This is a genomic window from Streptomyces sp. NPDC052114 (assembly GCF_040680155.1).
Taxonomy (GTDB): Bacteria; Actinomycetota; Actinomycetes; order Streptomycetales; family Streptomycetaceae; genus Streptomyces.
In genome coordinates this window covers 294,557-306,859 of record NZ_JBFAWC010000009.1, presented here as the reverse complement: position 1 = coordinate 306,859, position 12,303 = coordinate 294,557, and the positions used below count along the sequence as shown (strand labels likewise).

Annotated in this window: 14 protein-coding genes; 1 reads left to right on the top strand and 13 read right to left on the bottom strand. The window is 70.1% G+C overall.

Annotated features, from left to right (window positions below; genetic code table 11):
* Positions 1-47 precede the first annotated feature (47 nt).
* The 13 genes from AB0L89_RS21900 to AB0L89_RS21840 form a co-directional block, all read right to left on the bottom strand.
* Positions 48-827 (bottom strand): hypothetical protein, encoded by a 780-nt coding sequence (locus tag AB0L89_RS21900; protein WP_365143234.1) that lies wholly within the window; start codon positions 825-827, stop codon positions 48-50.
* Positions 828-852: 25 nt separating this feature from the next.
* Complete coding sequence (locus AB0L89_RS21895) at positions 853-1,314, bottom strand: hypothetical protein (protein WP_365143232.1); 462 nt, start codon at positions 1,312-1,314, stop codon at positions 853-855.
* A gap of 49 nt (positions 1,315-1,363) precedes the next feature.
* Positions 1,364-1,933 carry a hypothetical protein gene (locus AB0L89_RS21890; RefSeq protein WP_365143230.1) on the bottom strand — a complete coding sequence of 190 codons (570 nt, stop codon included), beginning with the start codon at positions 1,931-1,933 and terminating at the stop codon, positions 1,364-1,366.
* Positions 1,934-1,961: 28 nt separating this feature from the next.
* A complete protein-coding gene (locus AB0L89_RS21885; RefSeq protein ID WP_365143228.1) occupies positions 1,962-2,468 on the bottom strand; it encodes a hypothetical protein in 507 nt (168 codons plus the stop codon).
* Positions 2,469-2,530: 62 nt separating this feature from the next.
* Positions 2,531-4,045 carry an ATP-binding protein gene (locus AB0L89_RS21880; RefSeq protein WP_365143226.1) on the bottom strand — a complete coding sequence of 505 codons (1,515 nt, stop codon included), beginning with the start codon at positions 4,043-4,045 and terminating at the stop codon, positions 2,531-2,533.
* A 43-nt stretch (positions 4,046-4,088) separates the two neighbouring features.
* Positions 4,089-4,625 carry a hypothetical protein gene (locus tag AB0L89_RS21875; RefSeq protein ID WP_365143224.1) on the bottom strand — a complete coding sequence of 179 codons (537 nt, stop codon included), beginning with the start codon at positions 4,623-4,625 and terminating at the stop codon, positions 4,089-4,091.
* Positions 4,626-4,657: 32 nt separating this feature from the next.
* The gene (locus AB0L89_RS21870; RefSeq protein WP_365143222.1) at positions 4,658-5,131 is read right to left on the bottom strand and encodes a DUF6238 family protein; all 474 of its coding nucleotides are present in this window, start codon (positions 5,129-5,131) and stop codon (positions 4,658-4,660) included.
* Positions 5,132-5,172: 41 nt separating this feature from the next.
* On the bottom strand, positions 5,173-5,751 hold the full coding sequence (locus AB0L89_RS21865; protein WP_365143220.1) for a hypothetical protein: 579 nt from the start codon (positions 5,749-5,751) through the stop codon (positions 5,173-5,175).
* Positions 5,748-7,220, bottom strand: a complete 1,473-nt coding sequence (locus tag AB0L89_RS21860) for an SCO6880 family protein (RefSeq protein WP_365143218.1) — start codon at positions 7,218-7,220, stop codon at positions 5,748-5,750. The genes AB0L89_RS21865 and AB0L89_RS21860 overlap by 4 nt, the downstream gene beginning before the upstream one ends.
* A gap of 82 nt (positions 7,221-7,302) precedes the next feature.
* Positions 7,303-8,691, bottom strand: coding sequence for an ATP-binding protein (locus AB0L89_RS21855; protein WP_365143216.1), 1,389 nt, complete (start codon positions 8,689-8,691; stop codon positions 7,303-7,305).
* A 35-nt stretch (positions 8,692-8,726) separates the two neighbouring features.
* Positions 8,727-9,413, bottom strand: a complete 687-nt coding sequence (locus tag AB0L89_RS21850) for a hypothetical protein (protein ID WP_365143214.1) — start codon at positions 9,411-9,413, stop codon at positions 8,727-8,729.
* Positions 9,413-9,727: a DUF6112 family protein gene (locus AB0L89_RS21845; RefSeq protein WP_030359178.1), complete on the bottom strand. Its 315-nt coding sequence runs from the start codon at positions 9,725-9,727 to the stop codon at positions 9,413-9,415. The genes AB0L89_RS21850 and AB0L89_RS21845 overlap by 1 nt, the downstream gene beginning before the upstream one ends.
* Positions 9,728-9,866: 139 nt before the next feature.
* Positions 9,867-10,985 (bottom strand): C40 family peptidase, encoded by a 1,119-nt coding sequence (locus AB0L89_RS21840; RefSeq protein WP_365143211.1) that lies wholly within the window; start codon positions 10,983-10,985, stop codon positions 9,867-9,869.
* A 510-nt stretch (positions 10,986-11,495) separates the two neighbouring features.
* Between AB0L89_RS21840 and AB0L89_RS21835 the strand changes: the two genes are divergently transcribed.
* Positions 11,496-12,251 carry a site-specific DNA-methyltransferase gene (locus tag AB0L89_RS21835; RefSeq protein WP_365143209.1) on the top strand — a complete coding sequence of 252 codons (756 nt, stop codon included), beginning with the start codon at positions 11,496-11,498 and terminating at the stop codon, positions 12,249-12,251.
* Positions 12,252-12,303: the final 52 nt, after the last annotated feature.

The window sequence follows — 12,303 nt, the reverse complement described above, 5'->3', positions numbered from 1 at the left end:
ACAGGTGGGATCTCCTGAAAGCAGGGGGGCCGGGAGGTCCGGCCGGTCTAACGGCGGAGCGCGACGGGCGGCGGTCCCGACAGCGGGGCGTGGGTGTTCAGACCGGGCCGGGTGACGGGCGTCGGCGGGCTGTGGCGGAGGTTGACGCCGATGCCGTGGGCGGCGAGCTGCTGTGCCACGGCCTGGATGCGCAGGGCCTGGCCGGCCGCGCCGTACGCGGCGGGCAGGAGGAAGGCGCCTTGGTGCGGGTGGTACTGGAAGCCGTGGACGTAGAGCGTGGTGCGGGCCTCGTCGGGAACCGTCGCGTGGGGCGCGCCGAAGACGCCGTCGGCGTACCGGGTCAGCGTGAGGACCTGGTCGACCTCGGGCGGCGCGGGCCGCAGCGGGGGCTCGGGCTGGACTTGCGCGTTGTGGTGGACGGCGGCCAGGGCCTGTTGGTAGCGGGGCAGGACGCGGCGGGAGACCTCGACGGCGGCGCGGAGTGGGTCGTTGCTGACCTTGATGCCGTTGGGTTCGTCGACGCCGGAGAAGTGGTGGGGCTTGAGGCCCTCGTCCGGGGCGAGGGGGACCACGAGGAACTGGTCGCGATGCAGCGGACGGTCGATGACACTGAGCCGCTGACCGTCGGGTCCGGCCAGCTGGGCGTCGTGCCCGAGGACGAATACGCCGACGGCCCAGTGGACGTGGCTGTTGTCCCAGACCTCCTCGTCGAGGGGGTACTGGTCGCTGTACGCGTCGTGTTGGCGGTAAGTGCTGTGCCATTCGCCGGGCAGTCGGGCGGCGAGCATCTCGGCGAAGGCGGCGAGGTCGGCGCGGGGGGCGGGCATGGGCTCCTTGAAGGTGAGGGGCAGATCACTGGCGGCGCGATGCGCGGAGGGGAGGTGCGCTGGTGGCGGCCGGCGGAATCGGGGCTTTCCCTGCACGGTGCACCGGGTGCGCGGTGGCGTCGCCTGGCGTTGTCACCTGCCGGTAGGCGTGGAGGACCGTCTTGAGGTGCTCGATGGCGTCGGCGCGGCGTGCGGCCAGGATGTTGATCTGTGTGGCGCTGTTCTGCAGGACCCCGAGTGAGTTGATCGGTGACTTCCCGGCGGCGACGCGCGACAGGGTGGAGGCCGCGTTCTGGGCAGCGTCAACGAGTTGTCCGTGCACATGATCCAGGTGACGGGCGGCCGTGATCACGAGCCAGGCGGTGACGTCCTCGGTGGTGTCGACGAGGTGGAGCTGGCCGAGCTGCTGCGGCGAGGCGCCGAGAGCCTCGCTCACCATCTGGGAGCCGACGGCGGAGGCGGGCGGAGTGTTGAGAGGGGTTTCCATCAGGGCGTGGGATCCAGAGGGATGAGGGAGACGGGTGCTTCGGTGTGCGCTAGCGGTGGCGTGCACTCGGCCGGGGCGTTGGGGTCGCGGGGGTCTGCTGGCGGGCCGGTGCCGGGAAGAACTGGTGGAAGTCGAGGTGGGCGTCGAGTTCCTTGGCCGCGTCGCGGAGCGATTCCGACGTTCGCCGCAGGTAGGCGCGCGCCGTGGCGTGGCCGATGACCATGCGGTTCTCGCGGTACTGCCGGTCGGTCGGGCCGGAGGACCGGGGCAGGGACAGGGCGCTCTCCGCGGTCTCGGCGAAGTGCGGCGCCGCATGGCTCGACATGGTGGCTGCCGTCGCGAGGTGGGCGAGGACGGAGCTGCCGACGCGGTTCGTGCTGTGAGTGCTCCGGGCGAATTCGCCAGTCATCCGGATGACGTCGTGCGAGAGGGCCTGTGCATCGGCGGCATGTTGGAGTAGTTCGATGTAGGACGGCAGGGCCGGCACACGGCCGGTGTCGTCCAGGAGCTGGCACTTCTCGGCGGAGTCACGGAGTTTGACCTTCAGGTCGTTGAGTGCGCCGATCATGCGGAGGGTGTCGTCGCGAGGTATCAGTTCGCGCTGGGCATCGAAATTCATGAGCCTCCGGGGTCTGTGTGTAGTGCCGTCAGATCGGCGTGGGCGTACCGGTGATGGTGCGGCTCCCTAGCAGCGAAGCATTGATCCTGAACTGGTCCGCGGCTGCGTAGATCGCGTCGCGGGCGTGGTCGATGTCCTGCTGCAAGGCCAGCAGTAGACCTTTCGGGGCTTCGGTCTGCGCGTCCGTGGGGGCCGCGAAGAAGCGGTGGTCGGAGGCGACGAGGTCCATGGCCTTGGCCAGGTGGTGCTGGGCGAGCCCCAGGGGCGCTGCACACTGGCGAACGGCCGTCGCATGCAGGTCGTGGCTACTCCCCTTGCCGTTGAAACTGCTGCCCAGGTCATCGGCGATGCGGCCCAGTTCCCAGGTGACACGCACGAGAGCGGCACCGAGCGCGCTGCTGATGGCCTCACCTTGCCCTGCGGCGACGGACGACGGGAGCTGGTCCGCGACTCTTTCGAGGCTCCGAGCCAATGCCCGGAGGCAGTCGGGGTTGATGCTGCGAATGTCATAGGGGTAGGTGGAGGTGTCGTACATCCCTGTCCTGTGTGAGTGCCTGAGCCGATCGAATCGGCTGCTTTGTATGACTTGTCAGCTTTTCAATGCATTCGCGCATCTGTATCAAATAGTGACAATTCGTGCGGATGGAGGAGATGTTGGACGATGAAAGATCGTCCGGCGACCTTCCACAGGCCGCGTCCGCGGTTGAGGTGGGAGATGGCGTCGCTCTCCACCGAAGTGAGGCCCAAGAGGGCGGCGGCGGCATGGAGTTGGTCGGTCTCCTGGCGGTAGATGATGCGCGTGGAGCAGTCGGCGAGCAGGCCCTCGGCGAGGGCGCGTCCGCGGGATCCGGCGTCGCCTGCGGTGAGCAGGTCGGACAGCCGGTGGATGACCATGAGGTTGGCGATGCCCAGGCCGCGGGACAGTTTCCACTGGGACTGCATGCGCTGGAGGAGGCCGGGGTGGCGCATGAGGCGCCAGGCTTCGTCGTAGACGATCCAGCGTCGGCCGCCGTTCGGGTCGGACAGGGCGGATTCCATCCAGGCCGACGCGCACGTCATCGCGAGGACGAGGGCGGTGTCGTCGCCGGATCCGCCCAGCCGTGACAGGTCGATGGTGAGCATCGGGCTGTTGGGGTCGAACGTGACGGTGGAGGGGGCGTCGAACATGCCGGCCAGGTCGCCGTGCACCAGGCGTCGCATGGCGTGGGCCAGGTCGCGGGAGGCATCGCCGAGGCGGCCGGACATCAGTCCGCCCGCAGCGTCGAGGTCGTCCGGGCTGTTGAGCATGGTGGCGATGTCGCCGAGCAACGGGGTGCGTCCGGTGGCCGTGGCGCGGGTGACCACGGCGTCCAGGGCGACGTCGAGTCCGGTGTGCTCCATCGGCAGCAGGTCCCGCCCGAGGACGGTGCGGGCCAGGGAGCCGAGGAGCAGCAGGCGGCGTTTGCGGATCTCGTTGGCCCAGTCCGTCTCGGAGACGGACGGCGGGCGCGGGGCGGCGTCCAGGGGGTTCAACTTGCCCGGCAGGCCGGGGCCGAGGGCGATGGAGGTGCCGCCGAGGGCTGCGGCTACCGGGGTCCACTCCCCTTTGGGGTCGCACGGTACGTAGACGCGGTAGCCGAATGCCACCGACCGCAGGGCGAAGGACTTGGCCAGGGCGCTCTTGCCCTGGCCGATCACCCCCGCGAGCAGGACGTTGGGGTTCGTGAAGCCCTCGACCTTGCCGTACAGGGCGAACGGATCGAAGCAGAACGACGCTTCGGCGTGCATGTCGCGGCCGATGTAGATGCCCTCGGCGCCGAGTCCGCCTTCGGCGAGGAAGGGGTAGGCGCCCGCGACGGTGGCGGTGGTCATGCGGTGCGCGGGCAGTTTCAGCTTGCCGCCGCGGGCGGAGGAAGGGCCGGGGCGACCGCCGGGCGGGAAGAGAGGGAGTGGCATCTCCTGCTCGGCGGGTTCGGTGCCGGCTGGGTGTTGGGCGGCTTCGGCGCGGGCCTTGGCGGCGGCCTCGGCGAGCTGGCGGCGGGCAGCCTTGCGGCTGGCGCGGTCGGTGCCGTGCGGGGTGAACAGGGGAGAGGCCGAGGCGCGGCGGGCGCGCCGGGCGGGCCGGTGGCTCATGACGGAGTGGCTTTCAGGTGACGGCGGTCGGGGCGGCGGGCGATCACGCGACCGGTGATGCGGTGAACTGGTGGCGTCCGTAGCCGTTGCCGTCGTTGTTCCAGTCGAGGTACAGCTCTCCGTCGGTGAGCACGCGGGCTGAGCCGACCTTCGTCTTCAGCACCGGCGTCGTGTAGTGGTTGTTGTAGTTGGCGTTGCCGTCACTGTTCTCCAACTTCGCTTCGATGCCGTGGTAGTTGGCCGACTTGAGGACCGGGTCGGTGCCGGGGGCGGACTTCTTGGCCTGCACCTTGAAGTACGCACTGTCGAAGATCGAGGAGTCATCGACCTGCCCGTACACCGGGCCGTCCCAGGAGGTGGATGCGTAGCTGTAGAGGTAGTCGCCGGACTGCTTGGCGCACACCTTGACGGTGAAGTCCCAGTTGTCGGCCCAAAAGCCGTCGTAGGCGGCGGCGTCGACGGACTTGGTGCTGGTCGTGCAGTGGTAGCTGGCGGCGGACGCCGGGGTGGCGGTGGCGACCGCGGCGGTGCCGACGAGGGCGGTGAGTATGGCGGCGGTGGAGGCGGAGCGCTTGATCATGCGCAATGCAAGGGCCTTTCGAGGAAGGGGAGTCACTGGGCGCAGGTGGTGGTGTGGCCGTGCAGGGGGCGGTTGAGGTCGGTGGGGGTGGTGGTGCGGCGTACGAGGTAGCCAGCGGCAAGGTGGCGCTGGCAGATGGTCAGTACCGGTGGGCCTTCGGGGAGCCGCTCGGGATGGCACTGGGCGTCATCCGCAGACGGTGCATGGACGGCCGGTACGAGGTGGAAGGCGTCGTGAGCGGCGGCTGCGGCCTGCCACAAGTGGTTGCCCGCGGTGGTCAGGTGGCGCCCGGCGGCCGGATGAGGGGGACGGGTCGCGGTGGCGAGCTGGTCGAGCAGGTGGTGCAGGGCGATCAGATGGGAGTGGAGTGCGTCGAGGTGGGCGCGGTCCGCCGGTACGGGAGCGACCTGGCCGCGGGGGGCCAGGGCGCGGGTGTGGTGTCGGATGCCGGCGCTGGCGGCCCGCAGATACGGGTGGGCGTCGGTGGCGGGAGAGGGGACGGTCAAGGAGGAGTCCTTCGTGCCGGGCGGCAGGGGGCGAGGGGAGATCAGCGGGCGCGTCCTGGCGCTGGCGGCGGTGGTGCGGGTGGTGTGCGGGGGCTGCGCGCAGGCGCGCGTCCGGCCAGCACGCGGGCCTGTTCCTGCCGCAGGTCGATGTAGGTCCCGGGTACGCGCAGCCCCGGGTGGCTCTGGCCGGCGACGAGGTCCTTCTCGTCGTCACTGGAGGCGCCTGGGTGGCGGACGTTCTCCAACCACTGCTGGAAGGAGGGTAGTTGGCTCAGCTTCTGGTAGGCGTCGTCCAGGTCGGTGCCGTTGACGACGAAGAGCCAGGGCATGTGGCCCTCGTCAGCGCCGGGGCCGCGCAGGGCGAGGGTGAAGGCGCGGCATGGCGGGTCGGCGACCAGTAGTTCGAGCTGTGCCACGAGGCCGTCCAGGGCGTCGCTGGCCTCAATGGCTGCCTCAAGGCGGGCGTCGTCGTACGCGGCGTACTCGTCCTCGATCACCTCTCCGTCGTCGGTGCGGTGGGCGTCCAGCTGCTGCTGGTGGCGCCGCTGGAGGTCCTGCACCGGGGCGAGCAGACTGCGGAGTTCGTCGAACAGGTACCCCGGGCGCGGGCGGGGCGTCACAGCGCGGTCCGGGCGAGCGGGAGAGCACCGAGAGTGAAGGCGTCGGGCTGCTGGTAGAAGAGGCGCCGCAGATCGACCTGGGCGGTGACGGCGGCGGTCTCGATCTGCGCGCACGCGGCATCGAGCAGGGCGTCGGTCTCGGCGGAGACGGTGAGCAGCCCGGTCAGGGCGACGTCCGCGTGCCCGGCGATCAGCTGCCGCTCGCGGGTCTTGACGTCGGCGTACTCGACGCTGTCGGCCTCGGAGTCGACCTGGCCGCGCCGGGAGCGCTCGGCGGCATCGGAGATGATCGCGGCCTTCTTGCGCTGGACGTCGCGCATCGCGGACTCCAACGCCTGGGGCACGTATATAAGGGACAGGCTGCGCCGCACGCCGGCGGTGAACATCAGCCCGTGCAGGAATCCGGCGCCGGTCTCCGTCCTGGGCCAGTCCTCGACCCAGTAGGTCGCGTGCCGTGCGGAGTCGGTGGCCACCCGGTCGTACTCCTCGACCTGGACGACGGGCCCGGCAGCCGCCGGATCGGCTTCGGCCCGGCCGCTCTCGGACCACTGCTGCAGGCCGGAGAGCGCCTTGGGGTCGTACGCGGTGCGGATCACGGCGGCGATCTCCCGCGCGGTCAGCCAGCCGGTCACCATCAGCCCCGCGCTGCGGGCGGCCTGGGCGATGGCGCTGGTGGTCTGCTCCATCACCGTGAACGCGCCGGGGAAGCCGCCGCCCGCCTGGCTGATCAGGCGCTTGGCAGCCTTCAGATCGAGGCTGATCGCCAGGTATGCCTCGTGCGGGGCGGCGGTCGGGCCGGCGGAGGCGACGAGATCGGAGTACACCTGCCCGGCGACCGGGGTCTCGGGGCGTCCCTGCTGGGCCCAGTGGCGGGCGAGGGTGTCGCCGCTGTCGGGAACCGTGCGCTCCAGGACCTGGACGGAGGCGACATGCCCGGTCCGCGCGATGCCCGCCAGTGCCCGTCCCCAGCCCGACACGTTGTGGTTCTGCGTGGCGGGGTCGAGCAGGGCGAAGGCGCGGGAGGAGACGCGGGCGACCGCGGTCAGCGTCTGCTGGTGAGGGTCGTGGACCGCGGCGGCGCCGTTGGCCGAGTCCGAGGGGGTGACCACGCGCAGGGAGGCGGCGGTGCCGGGCAGGTGCAGGGTGCCGTCGTGGCGGGGCCGGGTGACCGGGCGGGCCAGCCACAGGATCTGCCCGCTGCGGCGGCGCCGGGCGAATCGGACGACGATCGGCGCCCAGTCGATCAGGGACCGGCCGTTGCGGCGGATGGCGACCAGCGCCGCGACCGCGGCCCACAGCGGCGCGAGCACGATCGCGCCGAGCAGCCCGGTGCTGACGACCGTGACGAGCAGCAGCGCCAACGCCGAGGAGACCAAGATCAGTTGGGGGAGGGTGAGGCCGAGCAGGATGCCGCGCTTCGACCTGTGGGGGAATTTGACCGTGAGGGGAGTGATGACAAGTTCAGACAAGGCCGTTCCGGTGGTGCGCGGGCGGGGCCGGAGCGGCACACACGAGGGCGTGGTGTGTGCCGCTCCGGGGTGAGGGACGGGGTCAGATGCCGGTGGGCGGAGGCGGCGGAGGAGGTGCTCCGGCTCCGTTGGCGCCGGACGAGGACGTGGAGTTCGGAGCCTGGGGCGCGCCCTGCGGCGGAGGCGTGGACGAGCCCGCCGGGTTGGACAGGAACCCGCCACCGGACGGGGAGCCCGAGCCTGAGCCGGGTCCGCCCTGGCCGGGACCGCCGCCGAACTGGCCGCTGGTGTCATCGCTGGGGCGCGTGGGCGGAGGCTGGACGGCTTTCTCCAGACCGTCCTTCATGCCCTGGCCACCGCCGGAGCCGCCGGAGTTGCCGGATTCCTGGCCGCTGCCGCCGGTGGGGTTGGCGGCAATGTCGCCGGGGAAGCCGCCGCCGGGCACCGAGTCAGGTCCCTGCGGGGCTGCGCCCGCTCCGGCTGCCGCGCCACCGGTTCCGGCGGTGGCCGCCATGGCGGCGGCCTTGCGGCCTGCGCGCTCGGCGTGCTGCTTGGCGAGCTGGGCGCCGGCACCACCGGCGCGATGGATGTCCTCGCCGGATGTGCCTTCCGCGGCCCAGTGCACGAACTTGAAGGTCGCGTACGGGCAGAGCAGCACCAGGACCATGATGACGATGCCGGACATGACGTCGGCGAGCGCGCCGAGTCCGTCTTCGGCCTCGGTCTTGCCCATGGCGGCGATGCCGAGCACGAAGATCACGGTCATCAGCAACTTGGAGACGACCAAGGTCGCGGTGGCTTCGATCCAGCCGCGGCGCCAGCGGCGGGCGACTTCCCAGCCGCCTCCGGCTCCGGCGAACACGGCCAGGGTGACCATGACGAGGATGCCGACCTTGCGGACCATCATCACGCACCAGTAGAGGAATGCTCCGATGGCGGCTCCGATGGCGGCGAAGACCGCGACGAGCCAGCCCAGGCCGGCGAGTGCCGGGATCTGGTTCACCTTGACGATGCGGCGCACGGCCGATTCGATCGACAGGTTGGATGCCTTGAACAAGCCGTCGGACAGGGCGTCGACGACTTCGATGGCGACGGTGGTCAGGGCGATGGCGCTGAACGCGAAGATCACGCCGCTGGCTGTGCCGGTGAAGGCTTGAGTGAGGGCCTGGCCGTCGCGTTTCATCGCGGCCCGCATCAGTTGGGCGCAGAAGGTGGCTACGAGGATGACCAGGCCGATCGGCAGCAGCATTTCGTAGTTGTCGCGGAACCAGTCCGCGTTGAGGTCGACCTTGGTGGTGGCGTTGACGGCCTTGGCGGCCAGGTCGGCTGCTGCGGCGGCGAGTTCGCCGGAGGACTTGGCCATCCAGTCGCCGATGACCTTGCCCGGATCGCTGGCGAAGTCGACGGCGCCCTTGGCGGCGCCGGCGATGCCGCACACCTTGTCGGCGAGGGGGAGATTGCAGAAACCCACGGGGAGTTGGCCTCCTTTCTGGTGTCAGGCGCGGGTCACTGCGTGACGTTCGGGGCGATGGCGGCCAGGGTGCAGTCGTGGCTGGGGCGGCACTGGACGGCCAGGGTCACGGCGCGGTCCTCGGCTCCGCCGCCGCCCTTCTTCCAGGCGATTTCCTGCTTGCCGTTGACGGTGACGACGTAGATGTACGCCTTGGTGATCGCGGAGGGGTCGTCGGCCAGGGCCGCCTTGAACGCGGAGGGGAAGTGGCCTTCGGTGACCTTCGCGGTGGCGTGCTGGTCGTTGTCGGCCATGCGCGACCACAGCGTCGGATCCGGTACCTGGGCGGTGACCGACGTCCAGTCGGCGTACTCGGATTCCTTGGTCATCCACGCGCGCATGCCGGCCAGTTGCTGGTCGCGGCTGGTGTCGCGGGTGTCGTAGGACCAGAGCATCTGGGCTGCGGCCTTGGCGAACGCGACGGGCTCAGCGACCTTGGGCGGCTTGGGCACGGACCCGGTCCCCGTGCCCGGCTTCGGCGCCTCCTCGGAGGGCGAGGCGCTGTTCGCTGCGGACGGAGAACCGGACTCGGAGTTGCCGCCGTTGTCGCGTCCGGTGAAGAACGCGACAACGGCAGCCAGGGCCAGCAGGACGGTGAGGGTGATCGCGACGATGGCGATGCGGCGGTTGGCCGACCAGCCGACGCCATAGGAGGACAGGGAGAACGAGGGGGAACGTTTCATCAGTGGACCTGCGACCCCAGGGCCGAGAAGAACGCCACGATGCCGTTGGCCGCGCCGAGGCCGAGGGCGGCGCCGGCGGCGACGATCGCGCCCTTCTTTCCGTTGGCCTCGGCCTGGTGGCCGCCGGTGTGGTGGCCCCAGGCCCACACGCCGAGCGAGACGGCCAGGGCCCCGACGACGGCGACGATGCCGAAGAGGTTGATGCTGTTGACGACGTTCTTCAGGACAGCCAGGCCCGGGAGGCCGCCGCCCTTGGGGGAGACGCCCGGGTCGTAGGCGAGCTGGATGACACGGTCTGCGAGAGGTATGGGCATGGGTGTGGCAGGGCTCCTTGCGTGCGCAGGCCGACTGCGGCCCGGCGAAAGGGGGAAGAGGGGAAGGGGGGTGGCGCGAACGGCGCCGAGAGAGGCCGGCCCGGACCGCGCGGTGCGGGGAATCGGGCGGAGAGCGGCGTCAGATGACGCGGCGGACGGCGAGAATCGCCCAGTCCTTCAGAGGGGTGATACGTACCGGTTTGCCTGTCTTTGGGGCCTCGATGACGAGGCCCGCCCCCATGAACATCCCGACGTGTTCGGGACGCTGGGCCGTGCCGCGGCTGAAGATCAGGTCACCGGGCTGCAGTTTGTCGGGCGAGATGGACTTGCCCTCGTTGACCTGCGTGTACGTGGTGCGGGTCAGCTTGACGTCGGCCTTCGCGTACGCCTGCTGCATCAGTGAGCTGCAGTCGCAGCGGCCCATCGGGTCGGGGCCGTGCGCCGCGGTGCAGCTGCCGCCCCACTGGTACATCGTGCCGAGCTGGTGCATCGCCCAGTCGATGGCCTTGCGGGCCTTGGGGTCGGCATCCTTCGGGATCGTGTAGCCCTTGGGCACGCTCCCTTCGGGGATGCGCCCGTATGAGGAGCCGTCCTCGGCCGGACCGCAGCCGGAGGCCGGGGACTCGGCGTCCTTGGCGGGCTTGTCCTTCTCCCCGCCGGGGAACGTGGAGGCGATGGCCTTCTGCAGCGCGGTGGCCAGCGGCTCCCACTGCGCGTACGCGTCCGGGAAACCTGATGCCTGCACGGCCTGGGCGGCCTGGGTGACGGTCATCTGCTGCCAGCCCTTGACCTTCAGCAGCGCCTTGTAGAACCGCTCGCTCGCGTAGACCGGGTCACGGATCTGCTCGGCGGTGCCCCAGCCCATGCTGGGCCGCTGCTGGAACAGACCCAGCGAGTCGCGGTCCCCGGAGCCGAGGTTGCGCAGCCGTGACTCCTGCATCGCGGTGGCGAGCGCGACGATCTGCCCGCGTTTTGGTACGTCGAGCGAGAGGCCGGTGGCCACGATGGTCTGCGCGTTGGGGACCTGCTCGGCGGGAAGGGACAGACCCTCCACCTTCACGTCCTTGCCGGACGCTCCGTCGAGGATCTTGGTCACCTGTTTGGTGACGGCGTCCGTGTCGACGTCATGCAGGCATCCGCTGAACCCACTGGTGGTTTCGGCGGCTTCGCTGGAGGCGGCGGCCACCATCATGGCTGTGCCCGCGAGGAGCAGAGGGGAGAGGAAGACGACGCCGATGCCGGCGGCTATCGCCTTCAATCCGGCACGCCTCCCGGCGGCGGGGTTTCAGGCAGGGGTAGGTAGGGAGTTGTCACAAGGGCGTCCTTGAAGGTGAAGTCCCGGCGCCGCGGGCGTGTGGGTGGGAGGTCGCGGCAGCCGGTGGTGGGTAAATCGGGGGCCCGACGCACGCGGCGAGTTGCACCTCGCTGTGCGTGCGTCGGCTGGGGTCAGGTGGGTTCGGGCAAGGGGATACCTCGGTGAGGGCAGGAGAGGGGGAGTTGGCCAACGGCGGTGTCCGCCGGGCAGCTCCAAAACAGTAAGCCCAGATCCCCGGTCCCCGAAATCAAACGTGATCAAGGCTTGATTCCGGGGATTTCGGCGGCGACACCGCTCCACCGGGGATCGTGCCCTACAGTTTTGGCTCCTCCTCCTCGCACCCCGCATTGCGGGCCGTGGGCATCGACATGTCTGCGGCTGTTCCGCCGGGTTCTGTGCGCGAGCCGGAGTGATTCAACCCGCTTTCACCCGAACCGAATTGGGGTATCCCCTTTGCCTTTTTCCCTGCACCAGGGCGACGCGCTGAGCGTGCTTGCGACACTGCCGGACGGATGCGTCGACTCCGTCATCACCGACCCGCCGTACAACTCCGGCGGCCGGACAGCGAAGGAGCGCACCAGCCGCAGCGCGAAGCAGAAGTACACCTCCGCCGACGCCAAGCACGTCCTGCCGGACTTCACCGGCGAGAACATGGACCAAAGGTCATACGGGTTCTGGCTCACCCAGATCATGACCGAGGCGCACCGGCTGACGAAGCCCGGCGGCACCGCGCTGCTGTTCACCGACTGGCGCCAGATGCCGACCACGACGGACGCCCTGCAGGCCGCCGGCTGGCTGTGGCGTGGTGTGCTCGCCTGGCATAAGCCCCAGGCCAGGCCGCAGAAGGGCCGCTTCACGCAGAACTGCGAGTTCATCATCTGGGGATCGAAGGGCGCCATCGACGGCTCCCGGAATCCGGTCTACCTGCCCGGCCTCTACTCGGCCTCGCAGCCCTCGGGCAAGAACCGCCAGCACATCACGCAGAAGCCGGTGGAGGTGATGCGGGAGCTGGTGAAGATCTGCCCCGAGCAGGGCACCGTCCTGGACTTCACCGCCGGATCGGGGTCCACCGGGGTTGCGGCCCTGCTGGAAGGCCGCTCGTTCATCGGCGTGGAGAAGACCCGTGAGTACGCCGAGGTGGCCGCCGACCGGCTGACCGAGACCGTGCAACAGACCTTGTCCCAGGACGACTTCATCCTGTCTGCCTAGCATCTCCCGCTGCCCGGCACGGGGTGATAGCGGGCTTCTGTTCTGCCTTTCC